Genomic DNA, 25,165 nt, shown 5'->3' with positions numbered 1-25,165 from the left:
TTTAAAACCTCCCAGGGGGGGTACATCTATCTTCTATTCAGGAGTATTATACTAAACTATATTAAATTTGGTTAGATTCCTTTTGGAATTTAAATAAAAAACTATTTTAAATTATGAAATGCGTATTTCCCTATCGGGGCGTAAGCAAAGTAATAGATAAGAAAATTAATATCAATTTAGACATGTAATGTTCGTTAGAATAGTAAATAGTTTTCTATCAAATGTTACAACTAGATTATACAAGGGGAGGTATAAGAGGAATAGTACATATTTAATTACAAACGATAAGGAGATAGTGGGAGAAATGAATAATAGAAAAAGATTAATATGCTTATTAACAGCAGCTACTTTACTTACAGGAGGTTTAGTAAGTACAAAAACAACAGCATCTGAACTTGGCGGAGTTTATTTTGCAGATAATTTTGAAGGGGATAATAGCAGCAATTGGGAACTAGCTAAGGGAAGCTGGAATGTTGTAGAAGATGGTACAAAAGTTTTTCGTCAAACATCTACAAGTGTTGAAGGAAGAGCTGTTATAGGAAATGAAGAGTGGGAAAATTATTCATTAGAAGCAGATATTAAGGTGAATAATTTTAATGGATCTAATAGAGCTTTATTATGTGGACGTTATAAAGATGCTAATAATTATTATGCAGTAAGTTTAAGCTCTAAAAATGGTGGATTAGTTGAACTTAGAAAGAAAGTTAATGGAAGTTCCATAGTTTTAGATAAAGCAAATGTATCAATTAGAAGCAGGTAAGTGGCATAATACAAGACTTGAAATGAATGGAACTTCTTTAAAGGTTTATATTAATGATAAATTAGTAATAGAAACAGAAGATACATCTTATGATAATGTTAAGGTTTTAGGAGATATTAAAATAGATGAAGAATCAAAAAATGAATCAGTAGAGGATTCAAAAGAAGAGAATTCGAAGGAAGATATTTCAGATTCAGTAGTAGAAGACTCAAAAGAAGATGCTTCTGACTCAATAGTAGAAGATTCTAAGGAAGAGGAAAATGAAGAAGGAGTAGTGAATTTAAATCAATATTCAGTTGAAGGATTTGCTGAAGGTAATATTGGTGGAGGTATAATTGACGAAACAAGTTCTAGTTATGCAAAGGTAAGCAATGCTACTGAGCTTGCACAAGCTTTAAAGAAAAAATCTAAAATTAAAGTTATAGAAATAACTAATGATATAGCTTTAGGATGGAATGAAATTGAATCTTCAGCTAAAGTGGCACCAATAACACAAAACATTGAACCGCTTACTCATCCTACATTAAAAAAATCAGGTGTAAGTAAAATAACAGTTGATAGCTTTGATGGTCTTACAATTTACTCTAAGAATGGAGCAAAATTAACTCATGCAGGTTTTGTATTTAAGAATTGTAAAAATATAGCCATCAGAAATATTGAATTTGATGAGCTTTGGGAATGGGACGAAAACACTAAAGGAAATTATGATAGAAACGACTGGGATTACTTAGGCTTTGAAGGATGTTCAAAGGTTTGGGTTGATCACTGTACATTTAATAAAGCTTATGATGGTATAGTAGATTCTAAGAAAGGTACTACAGGACTTACTATTTCTTGGTCTAAATTCTTACCAGGAGATAAGAATTCAAAATTCTACAAAGCTATGTTTGATGAAATGGAAAGTAATGAATCACAATATCCAATGTATAAATATTTAAGATCCTTAGGATTAAGTCAAGATAATATAATGGATGTAGCAGCGCCTCATAAGAAGACTCACTTAATTGGTGCTACAGAATTTGCTTCAGATAATAAGGATTTAGAGCTTACTTTACATCATAATTATTATAAAGATTCTCAAGATCGTATGCCAAGACTTAGAGGTGGAAATGCTCATATATATAATATAGTTATGGATTCAAGAGATGCAAATAAGGCTAAATCTATAATTAGCAGTTCCTTAAATAAGCAGATAAATAGTGCTGGATATCATTTTGGTATTACAAGCAATGGTGCATTATCAACAGAAGGTGGAGCCTTACTACTTGAAAACTCTCAAATACTAGGGGTATCATCACCATTAAGAAACAATCAAAAAAGTGCATCTAAAACAGAATATACGGGTAAGATATTAGCTCTTGATACAATTTATAAATATAAGGATATTGATTTTAGAGGAAGTAGTATAGAAAAAAATAGTCCATTATCACCAGAACCTGCAAAAGCTTTAGACTTCTCTTGGAATGGAATGGACAAGCTTCCATATAGTTATGAACTTGATGATCCAGAAGGTTTATTAGAAAGATTAACTTCAAAGGAAGATGGAGCAGGAGCTAAGCAGTTAGATTTAACATCAAAAGAATGGATGACAACTTCATATAAATAATATAAAAGAAAAAGAACTTGAATTTTGATTCTAGTTCTTTTTTCTCTTATAACTTAATAATAATTATTATAAGTTATAGTGGGAGTGGATATTATGGTTTTAAACATAACACAGAAAAATGTGCTTAGAGCTTTAGTAGAGAATAAGGATAAATGGATGGGAGTAGAGGATATTTATAAAAGTTGTCTTAAGACCAAACATAAGGTTAATAGAAGTAATATAGGAAGAAGTATTAGTTTTTTATTAGAAAATAAGCTTATAACAGCTCCTAATTCTCAAGGAAAGGTGAAGATTAATGAAGCAGGTATTGATGTGTTTTTTGAAAGTGGCATAAAATAAAAAATCATAAAGTAGTAATTCATATTAAAGGAACATCAGCAAAAAATTATAATGCTGATGTTTTTTCGTTTTAGAAAATATTAATTTGGGTATAACCTTTTTTATTGTAGGTAAAATGAATTTCTGCACTAAGAAGTGTAATGAAAGACACTTTATTCAAAAAAATATCTTGATAAATTTTTTACTTTAAAAATTTTTTATTATAAAGACATATAAAGACAAAGGGAATAATAAGACAAAAAACATCTTTTGTGTAAATGTTGTGATAGAAAGAAGAATTTAAAAAAATTAATTGTACTAAAACTTATATGAAAAAAGAAATGTAATTGTTTAAATTATGAATAAGTTTTCATAATTTAATTAAAAATGATAACGAATAACATTGTTAAAAAAATATCTTTTTGTAGAAAAATAAGAAAAAATAGATAAAATTGAAAAAGAAATTATTGACAATACATTTTAAGTGATGCATAATAAAGGTGTCAAAAGAAATACATAAATGATAGGAGATGTTATTAATGGGAGTATTAAGCAACATGAATTTAAAAAATACTGAAAAGGAAGTTTATTGTGTATTCAAAGCATCAGTTTTAAATGGTGAAGATGTACGTACAGAATTACTTGGAGTATTTGATACCCTTGAAGAAGCAAAGAAAAATGCACCAAAGTTAGATGTAACAGGACATAAGACAGTAGTTAAAGCAAAACTTACAATTGACCCTGTAGAATTTTTAGGAGATATTGATTCACTTAAGTAATCAATACCCTAAAAATATATGAATACCTCAAAATGTTAAATTGTTTAATTTGTTTCAACCAAGATAAATGGTTAATATATAAAGTTTGGCAAAGAAAATAAATTTATTGCCAGGTTTTATATATTAACCATTTTTATTATTAGAACTAAGAAATCTTAAATAAAAAGTTGATTTTAAAAAAAATAAATGGTAATATTTTACATGTAATAAAACATGAGAGATAAGGTGGTAAAAATGAATAAAGGGGTTTTCTTTAAAAAAGGTAATGTTAATAATACAGTTTTGCAAAATAAAGATCAGGTAAAAGAATCTGAAGAGAATAAAAATATTAATAAGTTTATAGATTCAATAATTTTAGATAGAAGTATAACTAAATACATTATTGATAATTTCACAGATATATCGCTAGATATAAGAGATTCTTTAATAAATTTTGCTGACACCTTAGAGAATACTATAGATTATATTGAAGATAAGTCTAGTGAGCTCATTAAAAGTTCTAGAGATTTTGAATTAAGCAAAGATTATAGAGATAAATCTATGGAGATATATGAAGTTGTTCAAAAAATAAATAATTATGTCTTATGGATAAATGAAAATTATAAGGAAGCAAATAATAACAAAAGCTTTGAAGAATATGAAGATGGAAATAAAAACAATATGAAAGCTAATTTTGAGCTTGATTGCGATGATAGTAATAAATTATGTATAAGTGAAGACTTTACACAGAAGTCTCCAAAAGCTTTTAAAATAGATGATTATTATTCAGAAGTAAGTGACTGGAAGGAGCTTACGGTAAAGGCTGCAGATATATTAACTAAAAGATATAAGAATAATACTAACCATGAAGAAATATCTACTCAAAATGTTGTTTTAAAAGAGTCTATAGAGAATGATTTTAGAGATTCTGTTATAGACATTTTAAAAATATATAGTGTACCTTTAAGTAAATTCTATGTTTACATTAATTAAAGGTTCTTTTTAATCATAATTTTCTCCTAAACTTGTTAAGATTGATAAGGAATTTAAGTATAGAATATGTACTTAAAGCACCTTTTCCTTCTTAACATAGTAAAGATTAAAAAATATGAAATACATAAATACACTTTATAAGTATTACTTTTATTACTTTAAAATTTTAGTGAATGCAATATAGTTTTTGAAATTTAAGAATCAAAAATTATATTGCATCATTTTTTTATGAGAATATTTAAAGATTTTTTAACACATAGGAAAGTTTAAAATTTCTTTGACAGCGAACACTGATTATTACAAGCTTTTTGGTATGTAAGTTGTCCAATGCGTTAAAAACAAAAATATAGTGCCACAAAAGAACCAAAAAGCAAAATAATTAAATTGTATTTTAAGATGAATTTATTTTGCTTTTAGAACCTTTTGACAGGCTTTACAAAGTTGCTTCCTGCGCTGAAAAGCGTGGCGTCAGCCACTTTGCTCTAATAAATACTTATTATTATTAAAGTTAAGTTGAATTATATAGGTCTTTATAAGGAAGGCATAATTTAAGTAGAGTAATCATAGTATTATTTAGGAGATACGATAGGAGGATTAAGCGGTGAAGAGATTGATTGAAAAAATTAATGAAACATTTAAAGAAAATAGAGGATATTATGTTTTTGTATTAGTTCTGTTTTGTATAGGAATAGTAATAGGAACATATACGGTGAAATACATGAGTGCATCTGATAAAGAAGATTTAACAAGCTATTTTACTACATTTACAAATAATATCTGCAATAATGATATTAATTATAAAGGCTTATTATTAAATGTAGTAAAGAAAAACTTATATTTAATAATTCCAATAATAATATGTGCTTTTACTTTTATAGGAATTCCAGTTATTTTAATTGTGGATTTTATCAAAGGCTTCACCTTAGGGTATACATTTACTTTTTTATTAACAACCTTTGAAGGAAAGGGGTTTTTATTAGCCCTATCTTCAAGCATAATTCAGAATTTAATATATATACCCTGCATAATGGTGTTAAGCGTAATAGCATTACAGCTATCTGTTGAAAAATTTAAAAAAAGATTTTTCAAAGGTCATATAAATAGAAATTTAGATCCTAAACCCTTAGTGAATATTATGATTTTAATAGCAGTATTCTTTGTAGCAGCAATTATTATTGAAACATATATATCTCCAAGCATAATTAAATTTGTGGTATGTAAATTATATTCTTAAAACAATAATATACTTCAGATTACAAAGTAGAATTGATAAGTGTTTAATTAATAATGGTGTGGGAGCAGTTTAAGGTGATAGAAATTATAAATGATTATAAGAACTATTTAGTACAAAACGATAAAAGCGAAAATACTATATACGCCTATGTTACAGATGTAAATCTATATACAAAATTTATCGATAAAGAAAATATGGATTTATATAGTTCTGATAATAAAGCTGTAATGGCATATATTGAATATCTCCTAAACCAAGGAAAATCAGAAAGGTCTATTAATAGGATAGTTATTAGTCTTAGGAGTTTTTATGGCTATTTGAAGAGTAGAGCATTGGTAACTGATATACCTAAGATTACTTATAAAAGCAGTAGAGATACAAAAAAATTACCACAAATTTTAACAGTTGAAGAAGTAGATAAAATAATAAGATCTGTTGATAAGGATGGAATTAAAGGAATTCGAGATAATGCACTATTAGAACTTATGTATGCAACAGGTATGAAGGTATCTGAACTTATTGGAATTAATGTAGACGATGTGAATTTAGATTTATCTTTTGTTAAATGTACAGACAACAAACATTATGAAAGATTAATACCTATTGGAAGAAGTGCCTTAAGAGCAATTGAAGAATATTTAAAAGTTAGAGATAGAGTAGCAGAAGTTGGAGTTAGCAATCTTTTTGTTAACTTAAATGGACATAAGCTTACAAGGCAGGGGATATGGAGAATAGTAAAGGAATATTCTCATAAAGCTGGTATTGATAAAGATGTAAATTTAAATACCTTTAGACATTCCTTTGCAGTTCATATGCTTCAAAATGGTGCTAATGTTCGTGCAGTACAAAAACTTTTAGGAAATCAGGTATTGACATATATGGATACTTATTATGAAATAATAAATAGTGACAAAATTAATTTAATTTACAAAAAGTCACATCCAAGAGCTTGATTTTAAATAATTTAGCTTATGATTGAAGGGAGATTAACGTTATGAAGAGAGTAATACTTATAGTATTAGACAGCTTAGGAGTAGGAGAGCTTCCGGATGCTGAAAAATTTGGTGATAAGGGAAGTCATACTTTAGACCATGTGTGGAAGGCTAATGGAGGCTTGAATATACCTAATTTAAAGAAAATGGGCTTTGGTAATATCCAAGGTGTAAAAAATCTAGGAAAAGAAGAAAAGGTTATAGGAGCCTTTGGAAAGTCTATGGAGAAATCTATAGGAAAGGATACTGTAACTGGACATTGGGAAATTGCAGGTGTTATTTTAGAAAAACCACTTAATACTTATCCTGATGGATTTTCAGAGGAAATAATTAATGAGTTTATGAAAAAGACTGGTGTAAAAGGCGTTTTAGGAAATAAAGTAGCATCAGGAACAGCTATAATAGAAGAACTAGGGGAAGAACAATTAAGAACTGGTTATCCAATTGTATACACTTCAGCAGATAGTGTATTTCAGATAGCAGCTCATGAAGAGGCTATAGGTCTTGAAAATTTATATAAAATGTGTGAAGTAGCAAGAGAAATGCTTGTTGGTGATAAATGTGTAGGAAGAGTTATAGCAAGACCTTTTGTAGGAACAAAGGCTGAAAACTTTAAGAGAACAAGTAACAGAAAAGACTATGCATTAGATCCCTTTGGAAAAACAATGCTTGAATATATTGAAGAAAGTGGCAAAAGAACTGCTGCAGTTGGAAAGATAGAAGATATATATAATGGTAAAGGAATCACAGATGCAGTTCATATAAAAGGAAATATGGATGGAGTAGATAAAACTTTAGAATATATGGATAGTATAGATGAGGGATTAATATTTACTAATTTAGTTGATTTTGATATGTTATATGGACACAGAAATGATCCAGAAGGCTATGGAAAAGCTATAGAAGATTTTGATTCAAGACTTGAAGAAATATATTCAAAGCTTAGAGATGAAGATATATTAATAGTAACAGCAGATCATGGATGTGATCCTACTATGCCAGGTACAGATCATTCAAGAGAATACATACCAATATTAGTATATGGTAAAAATGTTAAGCCAGGAGTTAATATAGGTATTAGAGAATCATTTACTGATATAGGAAAAACTATATTAGATTATCTTGACATAAAAAATTATGCAAATGGAGAATCTTTTAAAGACTTAATAATCTAATATAGGAGGCAGAAAATATGAGAATGTACGATTTAATATCAAAGAAAAAAAGAGGAAAAGAACTTACAACAGAAGAAATTAATTTTTTTGTTGAAGGCTTTACTAAAGGAGAAATTCCAGATTATCAAATATCAGCTTTAATGATGGCAATATATTTTCAAAAAATGAATAAAAGAGAAACTGCTGATTTAACAATGGCAATGGTTAATTCAGGAGATAAACTTAACCTTGATAAAATTAAAGGTATAAAGGTTGATAAACATTCAACAGGAGGAGTTGAAGATAGTATTTCTTTAGTATTAACTCCTATGGTAGCAGCCTGCGGAGTTCCTGTAGCTAAAATGTCTGGAAGAGGACTTGGACATACAGGTGGAACTATTGATAAGCTTGAAGCTTTTAAAGGATTTTCTGTTGAATTAAGTGAAGAAAAGTTTATCCAAAATGTAAATACCATTGGAGCAGCTATAGCAGGGCAGACTGCTAATTTAGCACCAGCAGATAAAAAGCTTTATGCTTTAAGAGATGTTACAGCTACAGTTGATAATATGTCTCTTATTGCATCAAGTATTATGAGTAAAAAAATTGCATCAGGAGCTGATGGAATAGTTTTAGATGTTAAGGTTGGAGATGGAGCATTTATGAAAACTCCAGAAGATGCAGAAGCTTTAGCAAGGGAAATGGTGGATATAGGAAAGCATGTAGGAAGAGAAACTATAGCAGTAATTTCTGATATGGACCAACCTTTAGGTTTTGCAGTAGGTAACTCTTTAGAAGTTATAGAAGCAATTGAAACATTAAAAGGAAATGGACCTAAAGATTTATTAGAGCTTTCTCTTACTATTGGAAGTAATATGCTTATGATAGCTAAGAAGGCTAAAGATTTTGATGATGGAAAGAGAATGCTTTTAGAAACTATAGAAAATGGAAAAGCAATAGAAAAATTAAAGGAATTCGTTAAAGCACAGGGTGGAGATGAAAGAATGGTAGATGATACTAGTCTTTTCCCTAAAGCTAAATATGAAATGAAAGTTTTAGCTAAAGAATCAGGATTTATTTCTAAGATTGAAGCAGAAGCAGTTGGTATAACTGCTATGGAACTTGGAGCAGGAAGGGTAGCTAAGGATAGTGTAATAGATTTATCAGTAGGAATAGTATTTGCTAAAAAAAGAGGCGATGAAGTTAAGAGTGGCGATCTATTAGCTACAGTATATGCTAATTCTCAAGAAAAAGGAGAAAAAGCAGTAAAAAAACTTATTGAGGAAATTATGGTTTCTGATAAATATTTTGATAAAATTCCTTTGGTTTACAACATTATCAAATAAAAAACAGCAAAAAAACGACAATAAAACCATCCTTTGTTTTTAAAAAGGATGGTTTTATTTTGCTAAGAAAAATATGGTTTTAAATTATGAAAAAATAATAAAATGAGTAAGAAATTTCCTTTAAATTAAAAACATATTTGTCATCTTATAGAAGTGTTAAAAAATGCAAAAAATATATGAAATAGATAAAAATATAGCGTTGCTAAGAGTTATTTTTTTTAATATTATATAGTGGTGGTAGTAAACTATAAAGATATCGATAGATATTGAGGGGAGAAATACAAATGATAAAAAGAAATAAGAGACTAGTATCAAAAATTACTTTAGCAGCACTAACAATTGGGATGTTAGCAAGTATGAATACATTATTCGTAACAGCTGCAGAAAATGGTGAAATAACAAAGATACAAATATTAGGAACGACAGATGTTCATGGAAAGTTTATGAACTATGAGTATGCTACAACTTCAAGTGCAGCAGGAGGATATAATCAAATTTCAGAAGCTGTAAAGGAAAAGACAGCAGAAAATCCTAATACCCTAGTATTAGATAACGGGGATTCAATACAAGGAAATTATAATAATTTATTTACAACAGATGAATTTTTAAACAACAATGTTAATCCAGTTGCATTGGCATTAAATGAAATTGGATATGATTCAATGGTTTTAGGAAATCATAAATTCAATTATGGATTAGGAATATTAAATAAGGTTATAGGACAAGTTGAAGCAGGAAATACAAAAGTATTATGTGCTAACCTTTATAATGAAAATGGAGAAAGAGCTTACAGACCATATATGGTTAAAGAAGTTGATGGAATAAGAGTCGCAGTAATCGGAGTAACTACTAACCATATAATGAAATGGGATGGAGATAAGCTACAAGGATATAAATTTACAAGACCAGATGAAGAAGTAAGAAAAGTTATAGATGAATTGAAAGAAGAAGACGCTGCAGATGTATTTATAGTATCAGCTCACGTTGGATCAGAAAATGAATATGGTGATGGAGATAACGCTAAAGATATAGCTAACCTTTGTCCAGAAGTTGCAGCAATCTTAGCTGGACATACTCATGAAAGATTAGAAAAGGAAGTAGTTAACGGAGTTTTAATCACAGAACCTAAGAATAACGGTGTAGATTTAGCTGATATTGATTTAGAAATTGAAAAAACTAAAGATGGATATAAAGTAGTAAGTGCAGATTCTTCAATTACAACTTTCTCAAAGGATTCAGCAACAGATAAAGACTTAAATGAAAAATTAAATAAATATCACAATATAGCATTAAATGATGCATTAAGCAAAATCGGAGAATTAGAAGGTGGAAATCTTGCAGATGCTGATGAAGTAGCTGGAATTCCTCAATCTTTCGTATCAGATCAAGGTGTAACTGACTTAATAAATTCAGCACAATTATATAATAGTAAGAAACATTTAGATTCAATTGGAGCAGATTTAACTAATGCTCACCTTGTTTCAGGAACTGCAATGTTATCACCAACAGCTAACCTTATGGCAGGAGATATTACAAAGGCAGGACTAGCTAACATTTATAGATATGATAATAAATTATATACAGTAAAAACTAATGGTAAGCAATTAAAGAAATATCTTGAATGGTCAGCTCAATTCTTTAATACATTTAAAGAAGGCGATTTAACAGTATCTTTCAATAAAGATTTTGGATCATTTAAATATGATATGTTAACAGGAGTTTCATATGATATTAACATTTCAAAAGATGCTGGCAATAGAATTGAAAACTTATATTTTAGCGATGGTAAAGTAGTTGAAGATACAGATGTAGTTTACTTAGCTGTAAATGACTTTAGATATTCTTCACAATTATCTCCTTTATTTGATTCAGGTGAACATGAATTAGTTTACGAATCAACTAATGATACTTTATCAGATATTAGAGATATGGTTGCTGATTACATTGTAAATGTTAAGGGCGGAAAAATTACTAAAGAAGTAGATAACAACTGGAAATTAACAGGTGTATCTTACAATGAAGAATTAAGAAACAAAGTTGTTGAGTTAATTAATAATGGAACAATTGAACTTACTATTAAAGATAATGTTGCTATAGAATCAGCTACATATGAAACTGTAATAGCTCAATTAGAAGCAAAGGGATTAACTGAAATAATTGAAGAGTTAGAAGAAATTAAAGATGGTAAAGTAGAAACACCAGAAAACAGTAATGAAGGAAATAGCTAAGTAGAAATACCAGAAAATAGTGGGGTGGAAACACCAGAAGATAACAATACTATATCTCCAGAATCATCACTTAAAGATAAAATTAATTCTGTAGTATCAGGAGTAGTTAATACAGTAAACAATGCAATAGTTAATACAATAAACACTGTAAAGAACTTTATTTCATGTATATTCGGAAAGTAATTATCATGGTATGAAAGGATAAATATGGAGGTATATTGTGAATAATAGACAAAGTATTAAAAGTAGAATGATTTTAATTTTAGCAAGTACATTTATTGTATTATTTGCGGCAGCATTTTCAACGGCATTTATAATTTCAATGAATAGTATGAAAGATGTTAAGCATGATTCATTAAATAGAATAGTTACAGATGCATCTAATAGAGTTGCAAATAATATTCAAGAAAAGTTTACTTCTGCAAGAACAATTGCAGCTGATCCAATAATATCTAATGAAAATGTAAGCACTGAAGAAAAGATAGAAATCTTAAAAAGATATTGTTCAAAATTAAATATAAGATCTATTGGATTAATGTCAGCAAATGCTGATTTTGTAACAACAGATGGTTTTACTAATAATATTAGTAATAAACAATATTTTCATGATGTAATGAATGATAAAAAATATATAAGTTATCCACAAGTAAATAAAGAAGGAATACAAATTACATATGTTGCAGTTCCAATAAAAAATACAGATAATAAAATTATTGGGGGAATGACTTGCACATTTGAAAGTACATTCTTATCAAAAATAGCTGAAGATATCAAGTATTTTGGTATGGGAAATGCACGTATTATTGATTCTAAAGGAAATATTGTAGGATCAGATAATGTTAAAGAAGTTGAAGATGAAATAAATGTTTTTGAAGATGACAATATAACTGAAAGTGAAAAGAGTATATATGAAAAAATGATTTCTGGTGAAAGTGGCCTAGAAAGAGTTGATAATAAATCTTTTGCTTATACATCACTTACTGATGTAAATGGATGGTCTTTAGCATTAGAATTAGAACATTCAGAGTTATATAAAGAACTTAATTCTTTATTTGTAATGTTTATATTAATTGGTATTGTAGGAGTGTTAACATTCTTAGTAATACTTTATAAGTTTGGTGATAAAGTATTACTAAGAATGTTAAATGTACTAAAAGAAGATATAGAAATTATATCAACAGGTGTATTTAATAAGGAACTTAATGAAAAAGAACTTGAAAATGGGGATGAAATAGGAGCTATAACTAGAGCATTAAAGGATACTAAAGAATCAATTTCAGCAATTATAAATGAATTAAAAGAAGATGTTAATGTAATAAACAGTCAATATGTTGTATTAAAAAATACATCAAGTGAGATTATTTCAGGTTCGGAAAATATTTCAGAAGCAATGCATGAATCAGATAAGGGAACAACAGAACAAGCTGAGAAACTTTTATTAGTAAATACTAATATGGAGGTATTTTCAAATAATATCGACGAGATGAATAAAAAAATTGAACAAGTCTCAGGTATTTCAGATGAAATTAAAGAAAAGTTAAATGACGGAAATATAAGTATTGAACAATTAAATAAATCAGTTAATAACTTTGATTCAAGCTTTGGTACTTTTAATATAGGTATTAATAATATGAATGATAAAATATCATCTATTGAAAATATAACTAATACAATAAGTGAGATATCAGAACAAACAAACTTACTAGCTTTAAATGCAGCTATTGAAGCAGCTAGAGCTGGTGAGGCAGGAAGAGGATTTAGTGTTGTTGCTGAGGAAATAAGAAAATTAGCAGATCAAAGTCAACATTCTGTAGATGAAATTGGTTCAATTATAACTAGTGTACTTGTTGAAAGCAGAAATATATTAAATTCGACTGATGAAATTAATACTGAAGTCACAAATCAAAAGGAAAAGATAGAAAGAACTATAGAATCCTTCACTAATATAGAAAGATTATTAAGTAATCTTACTCCTAAAATATAGGATATATCTTCTCTTTCTAAAAGTAATGATACTAAAAAGACATTAGTTAGTGATTCTATTCAATCAGTAACAGCTATTTCAGAAGAATTAGCAGCAGCTACAGAAGAAGTAGATGCAACTGCAAGTGAGTTTATGAATAGAAGCATAGATATATCTAAAGTTTCAAAGGAACTTTCAGAAATAATAGAAAAGTTAAATCAATCTATAAATAAATTTACAATATAAAATATAAAAGCAAATGGCTAGTGCCATTTGCTTTTTTCATATCACTTAATAGTGATATTTTTTTTGTTTATGGAAATAATAATCCTTGAAAGGAGGCAGAGTTAATGAAGAAAAAATACATAAAGTTTCTATCAATAGCTTTAATATTTATACTAAGTTTTTTATTGTTACCTAAAGGAAATACTATATATGCTGTAGAAAAAGAGGATGAAGAAGAATGTGCTCTTATAGAGGAAGAAGAGGATGATGAAAAAGAAGAGGAGACCTTAGCCGAAGAGAAAAATACTAAAGATGAAAAAAAGGAGGGGAGAGAAAATGAAATAGAAGCAAGATCTGCCCTTCTTATGGAACCAATATCAGGTAAATTATTATATGAAAAAAATATTGATGAAAAATTTGCTCCAGCCTCTGTTACAAAGGTAATGACTATGCTTTTAGCTATGGAAGCTGTAGATAGTGGTAAAGTATCTTTAGAAGATAAAGTAACTTGTAGTGAAAATGCTAAAAGAATGGGTGGAAGTACCATGCTTCTAGATACAGGAGAAGTTCGTACTCTTGAAGAACTTTTAAAAGGTGTGGCAATAGCATCTGGTAATGATGCAGCTGTTGCAATAGCAGAGTATTTAGGAGGAACAGAAGCTGATTTTGTAGATATGATGAATACTAGAGCACAGGAAATAGGTATGACTAATACTACTTTTAAAAACTGTAATGGACTTCCTGCTGAAGGACATCTATCAACAGCTAGAGATATAGCTACAATGTCAAGGGAACTTTTAAAACATCCTACTATCTTAAAATATTCAGGAATATATATGGAAACTATATCTGAAGGAAGAAAGTCACCTATAGAATTAGTAAATCATAATAAACTTGTTAGATTCTTTGAAGGATGTGATGGTTTAAAAACTGGTTATACAGGTGAAGCTAAATACTGTATTTCAGCAACAGCTAAAAGAAATGGTGTAAGAATGCTTGCAGTTATTATGGGAGCACCTACATATAAAATAAGAAATAGAGATGCAGGTATATTATTAAATCATGGTTTCTCTAAGTATCAAGGTAAGAAATTAGTAGAAAAAGATGAAGATGTAGATACTGTTTATATGGGAGAAAAAACAGACAAATTCTTTATAGCAAAAGCTTGTGAAGATTTAGAAGTAGTAGTTCCTAAGGGAGAAAGTGGAGAATTAGAAAAGAAAATAGTAATTGATGAAATTAAGCCTGAATATAAAGAAGGAGATATTGTAGGAAAGTGTGAAGTATATTTAGGCAGTGAAAAGGTCGGAGAAGTAGAAGTTTATAGTGATAGAGAAATTGAAAAAGGTGGATTATTAGACAGTATAAAATATAGTATAAAAGGATTGTTTAATAAGGATGAGTAAAAAGGAGCTTTAAGCTCCTTTTTTTCTTTAAAGAAAATTAAAATTATATTATAATATAATGTGGACTTAAAATAGATTTAGAAAAAGGTGAAGAAGAATTGGAATTACCAAAAATAAAAATAGATAATTTCGAAGGTCCCTTTGATTTATTGTTACATTTAATAAAAAAGAATCAAATGAATATTTACAATGTTGAAATATCAGAAATAACTAATCAATATCTTCAATATTTAGATAAAATGAAAGAAATGGATTTAGATATAACTTCTGAATTTATAGTAATAGCAGCTACACTTATAGAAATAAAGTCTAAAACCCTTCTTCCAAAGATTAAAAAGGAAGATGATGAAGAAGATGAAGAAGATATAGAAAAGAAGCTGTTAGAAAAACTTATTCTTTATAAGAAGATAAAAGAAGCAACTAATTTCTTTAAAGAAAGATATTCAGATTCAGGAAGTATATTTACTAAAAAGCCTGAAATAATAGAAGAAGTAAAGGAAAAACCTTCAAAGAATGAAGATATTTTAAAGAATGTTACTTTATTGGACTTATATAATATATTTAATAACCTATTAGAGATTTATAGAAATAAGCAAAATAGAGCTAATGTTATAGAAAAAAAGATTTATGTAGATAAGTATAAAATTGAAGATAAAATTAATTATCTTACTGAAAGAATACAAGAAGGAAAGGTAATGGGATTTGATGATTTAGCAGCAGAATGTGAAAGTAAAATTGAAACAGTTGTTACCTTCTTAGCGCTTTTAGAACTTATTAAACAGAGAGTTGTAAGGGTCTATCAGACTTCAAGTTTTGGAAACATAATAATTGAAAGGTGGCCTGAAAATGGATGATTTTGAAAGAGGACAATTTGAATTTAAAGAAGTATCAAATAGAAGTAATTTAAAAGCTACAGTAGAAGCCTTATTATTTGTAAGTGGAGATCCTTTAGAAATTAGGGATATAGCTTCTCACTTAGAAATAAGTATTGCTTATACAAAGGATATTTTAGAAGAAATGATGGAAGATTATAAGCATATAGAAAGAGGTATAAAGCTTATATCAATAAATGGAGCTTATCAGCTTGTAACAAAAAATGAATATAGTGATTATATTCAAAAGCTACTAAAGAAAAATAAAAGACAGTCTTTATCTCAAGCTTCTTTAGAAAGTCTTGCTATTATTGCATATAAGCAACCTATTACAAGAATTGATATAGATGAAATAAGAGGGGTAAAATCAGAAAGTGCAATTCAAAAACTTGTTGAAAGAGATTTAATTAAAGAAGTTGGAAGACTTGAAGTGCCAGGAAGACCTATACTTTATGGAACAACAGAAGAGTTTTTAAGACAATTTGGATTACATGGGTTACATGAACTTCCATCACTAGATTTATTTATATTAGAAGAGGAAGAAGCTTTAAAGGCACAGGAAGTAGCAGTAGAACAAGATGAGGATTAAAAAAATAAGTAATCTCCTTTAAGGGAGACTACTTATTTTTTTATTGATGTTTTAGCTCAGAAGATAAATTTGTTGAATCAAATTCCATTTGCTCTGCCTCTTCTTTTTCTTTACACTTATTATTTTTTTTCATAAAATCTTTAAACATATCTAAAATCTGAGGAACGGTATCAACAATTCTATCATATGTGTTATCAGCATCCATTGGTAAAAGTCTGATTTTATCATCTTTAACAACCAAAAATGCTACAGGTTTAACACTTACACCAGCTCCAGAACCTCCACCAAAAGGATATTTAGAATCTGCACTATTAGCTATATTAGCATTATTAAATTCAGATCCTCCTGAAGCAAACCCAAAACTTACCTTTGAAATTGGAACTATATATCCTCCATCTTTTGTTTCAACAGCATCACCTATTACTGTATTTACATCAACCATATCTTTAAGATTTTCCATAGTGCTTTTAATTAAATTATCTACTGGATGTTCTATACTCATATATTTTCTCTTGCGAGTTCATCTCCTTTAATATTTATTAAGCTTTTAAATAATAAAATAACTATAAGCATAGTTTTTGCTATAGAAATAGTAAATATACAATTAATTTCAGACTTTAGGGTGAAGTTATCTTCAAATATAGGGGTAATGGGTATATTTATTTTCTTAATTTTAAAAAGAATATTAAAAATATAAATAATACTAGGAGCAAAAGATTGTAGTACTCCAAATGAAATTGCAGTAAGTGCAGAATCTTCTAAAGAATATTTAAAAAAACCATCTATAGATATATGTGGTTTTAAGATATTTCTTTCTAAAGAGTATATTAGCTTTAAGTTATTTTTTAAGGTTAAGGATTGGAAATAGGACTGTTTCTTTTCTTTATTTTTTCTTGAAGACTTTTTTTTAGCTATTAATTCATTAAAATCAAAAGCTTTATTTAAAATTGTAAATCTATAAAGTTTTATTATAATGCGCTCTTTTGATAAAGATATTTTTAGCTTAAAAGGAATTGGTAAAATTAAAATAACAAAAATAAAAAATAAGATTTCTAGAAATACCTTCATAAACTACCTCCAATACATATAACATTCTTATTATTACCTGTTATTTTTAAAATAAACTATAAATTTTAAGTATATAGGTATTAAATTATATAAAATAGACAAACTATGTTATGTACTAGAAATTAGAAGGTGATGAATTATGAAATTAAGTTTTAAAAATATATCAATTATTATTTTTACATTAATGTATATGTTAAATATTCCTCTAGCAAATCCAAAGGCTGTAGAAGAAAGTAAATTTAGAGTTAATGCTCATCATGCTATAGCCATGGATAGAGAAAGTAAACAGGTGTTATTTGAACAAGATGCTTATGATTTAGTTCCAATGGCAAGTACAACCAAAATATTAACAGCTTTAATTACTATAGAAAGAGGAAACTTAGATGAAAAATTTACTGTAAGTAAAAATGCTGCAAGTATAAGAGGATCAAAAGTTGGATATAAAGCAGGAGAAGAGATTACAATAAGAGAACTTTTATATGGACTTATGTATAAGTCAGGAAATGATGCAGCAATAACTTTAGCAGAAGGTATTGGAGGCTCTATTGAAGGCTTTGCAAAAATTATGAATCATTATGGTTCCAGTATTGGAATATTAGATTCTCATTTTGAGTCTCCTCATGGTCTTGATTCTAGTGATCACTATTCATCTGCTTATGATTTAGCTCTTCTTACAGCTAAAGGAATGGAGTATGATACTTTTAGAGAAATAGTTGGAACTAAAGAAATTAGAAAAGACAAATATAATTTTACTAGAGATTATAATAATATAAATAAAATACTATGGAAAATACCAGGAGCTAATGGAGTTAAAACTGGATATACAGGGCAAGCTGGAAAGTGCCTTGTTTCATCTGTAAACTGTGATGGTAAGGACTTAATTATAGTAGTATTAGATTGTCCTGATAGATGGAATGTAACAGAAAAAATATATAAACATGTAGAGGAAAGAATGGCTTTTGAAGGTATGGCTATGAAGGAATTTGCAAGTAAAAATGAAGAGTATAGCTTTGAAAAGGAAGAGATTCAGTTCGAAATGAAAATATAGTAATATAAATTGAACCCTTAAATCGATTGCAGAATCTTTAGATTTTTGTTAATCTAATATAGAGAATTAAAAAAAGGGAGATACTAAAATGGATAAAGAAAAGATATTAAGAACTGTCGATCATACTCTTTTAAGTGTAACTTCTACATGGGAAGAAATTAAAAAAATATGTGATGAGGGGATGAAGTATAGAACTGCTTCAGTTTGTATTCCACCATCATATGTAGCTAAGGCAAAAGAGTATGTTGGGGATAGACTAAAAATATGTACAGTTATTGGTTTCCCAAATGGATATATGACAAAGGAGACTAAGGCTTTTGAAACTAGAGATGCTCTAGAAAATGGAGCAGATGAAATTGATATGGTTATAAATCAAGGTTGGGTTAAAGATAAAGAATTTAAATTAGTTGAAGATGAAATAAGAACTTTAAAAGAAATATGTGGAACTAAAGTTCTTAAAGTAATAGTAGAAACTTGTAACCTTACTGAAGAAGAAAAAATAAAAATGTGTGAAGTTGTGACTAATTCAGGAGCAGATTTTATAAAAACTTCAACTGGCTTTGGAACGGGTGGAGCTACTAAAGAAGATTTAGAGCTTTTTGCTAAGTATGTTGGTGAAGATGTTAAAATAAAGGCAGCAGGAGGAGTTAAAGACTTAGAAACTGCTGAAGAATTTATAAATATTGGTGCTGAAAGACTTGGAACTAGCAGAATTATTAAAATATTTAATAATGAAGAAGCTAAGGGATACTAATATTAATTTAGAATTTAGAATTTAGGTAGCTCTTTTAAGAATTAAAAAAGCAAAAAAGATGTAATCTGAATTATTCAAAGATAATTCAGATTACATCTTTTATTTTTAACTTATTAGCAAGTTAATATTTCAGCACCATCTTCAGTAACAAGAACAGTGTATTCCCATTGAGCTGAAGGCATACCATCTTCAGTTAATGCAGTCCAATCATTTTCTTCATCAATGAATAAATCAGGTTTACCCATATTAACCATTGGTTCAATTGTGAAAACCATACCTGGTACTAGTAACATATCAGTACCTGCTTTACCTATGTGAGGAACGAAAGGTTCTTCGTGGAATTCAAGTCCAACACCATGTCCTCCAAATTCACGTACTATAGAGTAACCATTTTCTTCAGCAACTTTTTGACATGCTTCACTTACATCACCTAAGAAGCCCCATGGTTTAACAGCTTTAAAGCCTGCATCTAAAGATTCTTTAGCTACCTTAACTAGTTTTTCCATTTTAGGATGAACATCACCTATCATAAACATTCTTGATGCATCTGAATAATATCCATTTAATATTGTAGAAACATCTACATTTATGATATCTCCTTCTTTAAGAACCACATCTTCGCTAGGAATACCATGACATATTTCATCATTTATTGATGTACAACAGCTTTTTGGGAATCCTTCAAAGCCAAGTGGAGCAGGAACAGCACCATGTTCAACTGTAAAGTCATGAACTAATTTATCTATATCAGCAGTAGTCATACCAGCTTTAATATTTTTAGCAACTAAATCTAAAGCTCCTGTGTTTATTTTTGCACTTGCTATAATTCCTTCGATTTGTTCTTTATTCTTTATTAAGTCTCTAGAAGGAACTATACACCCTTTTAATCTGAAAGCTTCAAGTTTTTCGTCAAAGTCGTAGTGGCACTTTTTGTACTTCTTTCCACTACCACACCAACAAGGGTCATTTCTACCAAGATCCATTTATATATCTCTCCTTTTTTTATAAAAATCTATATACTATTATATAACTTTTTCGCCAGAATAGGAATGAAATTAAGGGGAATAATGTAACATTTTATAATATAAAAAAATACTTTAGTATAAGGAAGTAATTTCTAAAAGGAGTACTTAATGAATAAGGAAAAGATGGACTGTATTGATTGTGGTACAGAGTACTGTCCTTGTAAGCTTGCAGAATCAGGAAAATGTATAATATGTTCACAGCTTCATGGAAATACTTTTTGTGATTGTGTCAATTGGAAGGGTGTCTGTGTCTATCAAGAATTAAAAAATAATGGTTTAAAAGCAAAGGAAGGCAGAAAATCTATAGCATGTAAAGTTATTGATACAAAAAAATTTGGCAGAGATCTTCTTATGATTAAATTTGAAGTTCCACATAAAATGGCAATAGATTTAGTTAAACCAGGAAGTTTTATTTTCATAAGAACAGATGTTAATTGTTTTTATGATGTGCCCATATCTATAATGAATTCTGATATAGAAAATAATATTGTTACAGTAGCTATTGAAATTAGAGGAATAAAAACTAAAAAAATTGAAGACATAAATAAGGGAGAAGATATAGTAATTAGGGGACCATATTGGAATGGAGTATTTGGTCTTGAAAATATATCAAAAACTAAGGAAGAAAATTGTCTTGTACTTGCAAGAGGAATAGGACTAGCTCCTATGCTTCCTGTTATTAGAAAGCTTGTAAGTAATAAATGTGAAGTAGATGTATATGTGGACTTAAGTCCCTTTAATGATAATTTTGCTCTTGAGTATTTAAGCGACTTTGATGTAGATATTAAAGAAACTAATTTATTAAATAAAGGCAGATTATCAGAAGAAGGAGAATTTATTATAAGTAATTCAATTAGAGATAAGGATATAAAATTTATTCATTTAGCAGGGGCAGATATTTTAACCTATAGTGTTATTGAATATCTTCATAAGCTTGGACGAGATGATATTAAACTTTCCTGCTGTAATAATTTTAAGATGTGCTGTGGTGAAGGGATATGTGGAGCATGTACAGCTAGGTATTCAGGCCACAGAGTAAAGAGATTCTGTAAACTGCAGTGTGATCCACGAAGTATTTTTGAGGGGAGAAGATTTATATGAAAATAGTTATTATAGGTGGAGGATGGGCTGGATGTGCAGCAGCAGTCAGCGCCAAAAAAGCAGGAGCAGATGTTTCAATATATGAAAAAACTGATCTGCTCCTAGGTCTTGGTAATGTAGGCGGAATCATGAGAAACAACGGAAGATATACTGCTTCAGAAGAACTTATAGCCCTTGGTGGAGGAGATTTAATTAAAATTACTGATAAAATATCAAAGCATCAAGACGTTGATTTTCCAGGGCATAAACATGCAACCCTTATCGTATTGAAATCTTTTCCTAAGTAGGGAAGGGTCATCATTGGTTATTTTTTTTTGCCCCATACGTCAATTACGACATCATGGGTTACTCCATCATATGTTATTTTAGAAACAAGTCTATCAATCAAGTTCCTCAAAGCAATTTGAACATCATCATCAATAGAGCTTAAGTCTTTAATAGATTCACATAGGGTACTAAATTTATCAAAACTTTCAATAACAATATTTAAGTTATCAATATCATTTTGAGCATTTTTCTTTAGAGCAGTAGAATCATTAACACTATTCTTTAGTTCATCCAGTTTTGTAGAAAGCTCCTCAGCTTTCTTAAGTAAAAATTCCTGAGTGGTTTTATTTTTAGTCTTACTTAATTGATCCATTAAAGTACTTATTTCATCTTCCAGAGAATTTATCTCTAAGTTCATATTATATGATTTATCATTGGAGTTAACCTTTTTTTCGTTTTGTAATAAGGTATTAAGTTTTTCTTTTAATACAGTCTTATCATAATTTATAAGAGTATTAATTACCTGCTTTTCTAAAATAGGCCCAGAGGCATTTGGATTATCACATCTAGTTTTGCCACTATGACATTTCATAGTACAGGTATAATAATAATTTTTTGTACTATCTTTTCTTAATCTGCCATAAGTAACTCGCATTGGAGCACCACATTTTGCACATTTCAGTACACCAGTTAAAAGAGCTTTTTTAGATGTACCAAGTCTTATATTAGTAGCAGTACGTTTTTCAGAGGCAATGTCCATGCTTTTTTGAACCATAAGCCAATCATTAGACTCGATTATCCCTTCATGCTTTGCAACAGCTGCAATCCATTTATCCATTGAATTATATTTTTTGCCACCAATTTTTTTATTATAAAGCATAATTCCACAGCCATTAGGAGTACCACAGAATTGAATTCCTTTTGATTCTAAGTACATTTTAACGCTATCATCTGACTTAACATAAACAGGATTTCTTAAAATATCTGATATAGACAAAGTGTGGAATTCACCACCATTTTTACCTTTTTGATTACTTGATAAAAGCTCTTTTAATACATAGTGTATAGAACCAGCAACCATGTATCTGTTGAAAATCTGCTTCACAAGATTCATTTCTTCTTCTATTGGTTTTAGCTTATACATAGAACGTTCTTTCATTTCAGCATCAAGATATATAATCTTTTCACTTTCAAAGCCAAGGGGAGTCTGTCCTCCAAGCCATCTTCCTGTTTTAGAAAGCTGTAGCATATTATCCTTAATTCTTTCAGCAATAGTATCTCTTTCAAGTTGAGCAAATACAGAAGCTATATATACCATAGCCTTACCAATAGGGGTAGAGGTATCGAATTGCTCCTTAATTGAAATGAATGCTACATTATGAGCTTGTAGTAATTCTAATATTGCAGAAAAATCAGCAACATTTCTAGAAATTCTATCAAGTCGGTAGCATATAAGAGCTTTAAATTTATTCTGATTAATTTCTGATAGTAATTTTTGAAACTGAGGTCTCTTAGTATTTGCACCTGAAAAACCTTCATCTTCATAAATTTCAAATTCACAAGAATTATCGGGATAGTTTCTTAAGTAATGATCTTTACACATTTGGATTTGATTTTCTATACTTTCGCCTTTACCAGTAAACACAGATTTTCTACTGTAAATAGCAACTTTCATTTAATCACCTCATAATGAAAAATTTATCAGTATTAGTATGCGCAAATAAATATTCCTTAAACTTCTTAGGGAGAAGCTAAGGAATATAACCTGGGGTAGTGAGCTTAAGAAGAGGGAGTAGTTTTAAGCTCTAAGTATGGACCTGTTGAATTTATTTTTATATATTATTTAGAAGCTATTTCTATGAATTCTAAAGCAAAATCCTCTGCTTCTTTTTGTTCTATTGTTGAAAAGTCTTTATACCTTTTATGTAAAACTATATGCCCCAGCATTATGGTACATAAAAATATCTGTTCGTTAATTGAAAGACTGCTATTTATAAATAAGACATGCCTCTTCTTTTTGTATATATAATGAGATTTTATCTTTCCTAAAGGAAGGATATAAATCCATAATCCCAAAGATTTGTAGATTGTAAATACATCTGATGTACCATAAGATTTAATTATTTTTTTTATTTCTGATTTGACCATAAGCACCCCCATTAAGTTATGGCCCATATTTAATACCCTTTATTTTTTGTATTTCTTTGGAGTGTATTTCTGCTTGTTGTAAACTCTAACATCCATTAAGAATTTTTGATAGGCAGCTTTAAGATATTCTTTATCTTCATCATCTGCAATTGTCCCGCAGAATTCTAAATTCTCTAAAGAATCTATTTTAGAGATCATCGTTTCAGCCTCTTTTTCAATATCTATAATTTCTTTATTGTTTAAGCTATTATAGTCATCGATAGATATTTCATTATCCAAAAGATAATCAGCTGTAACGTTAAGAGCTTTAGCAAGTTTAGGAACTATTTCACCCCTGGGTTGTCTTTTGTCGTTCTCATATCTAGAAAGGGTAGCTTCTGTAATTCCAACTAAATCTGCTAGTTCTTTTTGTTTCATGTTTAAGTTTTCTCGTAATGCTAAAATTTTTTCACCTATAGTTTTCATCTTATCCCTCCTTGATACTTACCATAATTATAAATGTTTAAACAAAAAATACATAAAATATTACCAAAATTATAAGGAAATTATCGACACTTACCAAATGGTAAGTTAAACTATAGTTGCCGTTTGGTAAGTCTGGTAAAGGAAGTGGTAAGTTTTGAATAAGAAACTACTTAAAAGTAAAAGAATTTTAAAGTATAAAACTCAGGAGGAATTTGCTAAAGCACTTTCAATAAGTCACAAAAGCTACAATCAAAAGGCATTAGGTAAGATGCCTTTTAAGAGTGATGAAATATTAAAGATAGCTAAGTTATTAGACCTAACTAAGGAAGATATTAATAAAATCTTCTTTGATGGTAAGTTACAAGACTAAATTTAAGTTGTACAAAGGGTAAGTTTTTAGGGATAACATCATATAATGTGTTATTAAGGGTTTGGGGGAGTAATCAGTGCCTAGAAAAGAACCTACATACAATGTGACTATAAAAGAAATGACTGAGGAGCAGCAGCAGGAATTTGATGAAAAGGTAGTTACAGAAGTAGCTAAATTTTTAATGCAAGTACTTCCAGTTGAGATAATAGAAAAACTTGTAGAAGACCAGCTAATAATAGTCAAGTAAATTTTAAAAAATAATATTTTTTAAAAAAGGGTGTAGCAAACAAACCATTTGTAAAACACGAATGGTTACAAAAAATGTAAATCAATTAAGCGGCACTATTTTGAGAAGTATTTTCTAAAAACATTTGTTTATGTATTTTAGGATTTCGTAACTCAAATGGAGTTTGGTTTCGAAGTACTGCAAAGATATAATTTATTAATTTGTGCATTATAGCAACTAAAGCAACTTTAG

General features: G+C 28.9%; 26 protein-coding genes and 2 pseudogenes. 21 read left to right on the top strand and 7 right to left on the bottom strand.

The window, feature by feature from the left end; genetic code table 11:
* The first annotated feature begins 304 nt into the window (after positions 1-304).
* From BM384_RS04860 to scpB, 15 genes are all read left to right on the top strand, one after another.
* Positions 305-760, top strand: coding sequence for a hypothetical protein (locus BM384_RS04860; protein ID WP_090011633.1), 456 nt, complete (start codon positions 305-307; stop codon positions 758-760).
* Positions 738-2,366, top strand: coding sequence for a pectate lyase family protein (locus tag BM384_RS04855; RefSeq protein WP_207650698.1), 1,629 nt, complete (start codon positions 738-740; stop codon positions 2,364-2,366). The genes BM384_RS04860 and BM384_RS04855 overlap by 23 nt, the downstream gene beginning before the upstream one ends.
* Positions 2,367-2,459: 93 nt before the next feature.
* Positions 2,460-2,705 (top strand): hypothetical protein, encoded by a 246-nt coding sequence (locus BM384_RS04850; protein WP_090011631.1) that lies wholly within the window; start codon positions 2,460-2,462, stop codon positions 2,703-2,705.
* A gap of 518 nt (positions 2,706-3,223) precedes the next feature.
* Positions 3,224-3,463, top strand: coding sequence for a hypothetical protein (locus BM384_RS04845; RefSeq protein WP_242945955.1), 240 nt, complete (start codon positions 3,224-3,226; stop codon positions 3,461-3,463).
* A 234-nt stretch (positions 3,464-3,697) separates the two neighbouring features.
* Entirely contained in the window at positions 3,698-4,435 is a 738-nt protein-coding gene (locus BM384_RS04840) for a hypothetical protein (protein ID WP_090011629.1), read from the top strand.
* Between the two features lie 601 nt (positions 4,436-5,036).
* Positions 5,037-5,669 carry a stage II sporulation protein M gene (gene spoIIM / locus BM384_RS04835; protein ID WP_090011627.1) on the top strand — a complete coding sequence of 211 codons (633 nt, stop codon included), beginning with the start codon at positions 5,037-5,039 and terminating at the stop codon, positions 5,667-5,669.
* A gap of 74 nt (positions 5,670-5,743) precedes the next feature.
* Positions 5,744-6,622, top strand: a complete 879-nt coding sequence (locus BM384_RS04830; protein WP_090011625.1) for a tyrosine-type recombinase/integrase — start codon at positions 5,744-5,746, stop codon at positions 6,620-6,622.
* Between the two features lie 41 nt (positions 6,623-6,663).
* Positions 6,664-7,836, top strand: a complete 1,173-nt coding sequence (locus BM384_RS04825; RefSeq protein ID WP_090011623.1) for a phosphopentomutase — start codon at positions 6,664-6,666, stop codon at positions 7,834-7,836.
* A 17-nt stretch (positions 7,837-7,853) separates the two neighbouring features.
* On the top strand, positions 7,854-9,158 hold the full coding sequence (locus BM384_RS04820) for a pyrimidine-nucleoside phosphorylase (protein ID WP_090011621.1): 1,305 nt from the start codon (positions 7,854-7,856) through the stop codon (positions 9,156-9,158).
* 284 nt (positions 9,159-9,442) lie between these two features.
* The gene (locus tag BM384_RS04815) at positions 9,443-11,386 is read left to right on the top strand and encodes a 5'-nucleotidase C-terminal domain-containing protein (RefSeq protein WP_090011619.1); all 1,944 of its coding nucleotides are present in this window, start codon (positions 9,443-9,445) and stop codon (positions 11,384-11,386) included.
* Between the two features lie 24 nt (positions 11,387-11,410).
* Complete coding sequence (locus BM384_RS17565) at positions 11,411-11,569, top strand: hypothetical protein (RefSeq protein ID WP_175537283.1); 159 nt, start codon at positions 11,411-11,413, stop codon at positions 11,567-11,569.
* A gap of 37 nt (positions 11,570-11,606) precedes the next feature.
* On the top strand, positions 11,607-13,370 hold the full coding sequence (locus BM384_RS04810; protein ID WP_090011617.1) for a methyl-accepting chemotaxis protein: 1,764 nt from the start codon (positions 11,607-11,609) through the stop codon (positions 13,368-13,370).
* A 329-nt stretch (positions 13,371-13,699) separates the two neighbouring features.
* The gene (locus BM384_RS04805; RefSeq protein ID WP_090011615.1) at positions 13,700-14,980 is read left to right on the top strand and encodes a D-alanyl-D-alanine carboxypeptidase family protein; all 1,281 of its coding nucleotides are present in this window, start codon (positions 13,700-13,702) and stop codon (positions 14,978-14,980) included.
* Between the two features lie 98 nt (positions 14,981-15,078).
* On the top strand, positions 15,079-15,834 hold the full coding sequence (locus tag BM384_RS04800; RefSeq protein ID WP_090011614.1) for a segregation/condensation protein A: 756 nt from the start codon (positions 15,079-15,081) through the stop codon (positions 15,832-15,834).
* On the top strand, positions 15,827-16,441 hold the full coding sequence (gene scpB, locus BM384_RS04795; protein WP_090011612.1) for an SMC-Scp complex subunit ScpB: 615 nt from the start codon (positions 15,827-15,829) through the stop codon (positions 16,439-16,441). The genes BM384_RS04800 and scpB overlap by 8 nt, the downstream gene beginning before the upstream one ends.
* A 40-nt stretch (positions 16,442-16,481) precedes the next feature.
* Here scpB and ytfJ read toward each other — a convergent pair whose 3' ends face one another.
* On the bottom strand, positions 16,482-16,943 hold the full coding sequence (gene ytfJ / locus BM384_RS04790; RefSeq protein ID WP_090011610.1) for a GerW family sporulation protein: 462 nt from the start codon (positions 16,941-16,943) through the stop codon (positions 16,482-16,484).
* Positions 16,940-17,509 (bottom strand): DUF2953 domain-containing protein, encoded by a 570-nt coding sequence (locus tag BM384_RS04785; protein WP_090011608.1) that lies wholly within the window; start codon positions 17,507-17,509, stop codon positions 16,940-16,942. The genes ytfJ and BM384_RS04785 overlap by 4 nt, the downstream gene beginning before the upstream one ends.
* Before the next feature lie 139 nt (positions 17,510-17,648).
* Between BM384_RS04785 and BM384_RS04780 the strand changes: the two genes are divergently transcribed.
* Both BM384_RS04780 and deoC read left to right on the top strand, forming a co-directional pair.
* Positions 17,649-18,557 (top strand): D-alanyl-D-alanine carboxypeptidase family protein, encoded by a 909-nt coding sequence (locus tag BM384_RS04780; protein ID WP_090011605.1) that lies wholly within the window; start codon positions 17,649-17,651, stop codon positions 18,555-18,557.
* An 88-nt stretch (positions 18,558-18,645) separates the two neighbouring features.
* Positions 18,646-19,311: a deoxyribose-phosphate aldolase gene (deoC, locus tag BM384_RS04775; RefSeq protein WP_090011603.1), complete on the top strand. Its 666-nt coding sequence runs from the start codon at positions 18,646-18,648 to the stop codon at positions 19,309-19,311.
* Positions 19,312-19,424: 113 nt separating this feature from the next.
* Here the strand turns inward: deoC and BM384_RS04770 are convergent, their stop codons facing one another.
* Positions 19,425-20,294, bottom strand: a complete 870-nt coding sequence (locus BM384_RS04770; protein ID WP_090011601.1) for a methionyl aminopeptidase — start codon at positions 20,292-20,294, stop codon at positions 19,425-19,427.
* Between the two features lie 150 nt (positions 20,295-20,444).
* Here BM384_RS04770 and BM384_RS04765 point away from each other — a divergent pair, with 150 nt between their 5' ends.
* Both BM384_RS04765 and BM384_RS04760 read left to right on the top strand, forming a co-directional pair.
* Positions 20,445-21,437 carry a sulfide/dihydroorotate dehydrogenase-like FAD/NAD-binding protein gene (locus tag BM384_RS04765; RefSeq protein WP_090011599.1) on the top strand — a complete coding sequence of 331 codons (993 nt, stop codon included), beginning with the start codon at positions 20,445-20,447 and terminating at the stop codon, positions 21,435-21,437.
* Positions 21,434-21,697, top strand: a pseudogene (locus BM384_RS04760) (FAD-dependent oxidoreductase); the annotation flags it as partial. The gene BM384_RS04765 and the pseudogene BM384_RS04760, both read left to right, overlap by 4 nt.
* Positions 21,698-21,741: 44 nt before the next feature.
* On the opposite strand, the gene BM384_RS04755 reads toward BM384_RS04760, so the two are convergent.
* The 3 genes from BM384_RS04755 to BM384_RS04745 all read right to left on the bottom strand — a co-directional run bounded on the left by BM384_RS04755 (position 21,742) and on the right by BM384_RS04745 (position 24,317).
* Positions 21,742-23,379: a recombinase family protein gene (locus BM384_RS04755; RefSeq protein WP_090011596.1), complete on the bottom strand. Its 1,638-nt coding sequence runs from the start codon at positions 23,377-23,379 to the stop codon at positions 21,742-21,744.
* 164 nt (positions 23,380-23,543) lie between these two features.
* On the bottom strand, positions 23,544-23,852 hold the full coding sequence (locus BM384_RS04750) for an ImmA/IrrE family metallo-endopeptidase (protein ID WP_175537282.1): 309 nt from the start codon (positions 23,850-23,852) through the stop codon (positions 23,544-23,546).
* A 39-nt stretch (positions 23,853-23,891) separates the two neighbouring features.
* Positions 23,892-24,317 (bottom strand): helix-turn-helix domain-containing protein, encoded by a 426-nt coding sequence (locus tag BM384_RS04745; RefSeq protein WP_090011592.1) that lies wholly within the window; start codon positions 24,315-24,317, stop codon positions 23,892-23,894.
* 154 nt (positions 24,318-24,471) lie between these two features.
* Here BM384_RS04745 and BM384_RS04740 point away from each other — a divergent pair, with 154 nt between their 5' ends.
* The gene (locus BM384_RS04740) at positions 24,472-24,687 is read left to right on the top strand and encodes a DUF739 family protein (RefSeq protein ID WP_090011590.1); all 216 of its coding nucleotides are present in this window, start codon (positions 24,472-24,474) and stop codon (positions 24,685-24,687) included.
* 76 nt (positions 24,688-24,763) lie between these two features.
* Positions 24,764-24,934, top strand: coding sequence for a hypothetical protein (locus BM384_RS17560; RefSeq protein WP_175537281.1), 171 nt, complete (start codon positions 24,764-24,766; stop codon positions 24,932-24,934).
* Between the two features lie 85 nt (positions 24,935-25,019).
* On the opposite strand, the pseudogene BM384_RS17250 reads toward BM384_RS17560, so the two are convergent.
* Positions 25,020-25,165 (bottom strand): annotated as a pseudogene (locus tag BM384_RS17250) (IS110 family transposase); the annotation flags it as partial.

The sequence above is a fragment of the Clostridium sp. DSM 8431 genome, from assembly GCF_900116755.1.
Classification (GTDB): domain Bacteria; phylum Bacillota; class Clostridia; order Clostridiales; family Clostridiaceae; genus Clostridium.
The sequence above is the reverse complement of the archived record's forward strand: the minus strand, read 5'-3'. Positions and strand labels throughout refer to the sequence as shown.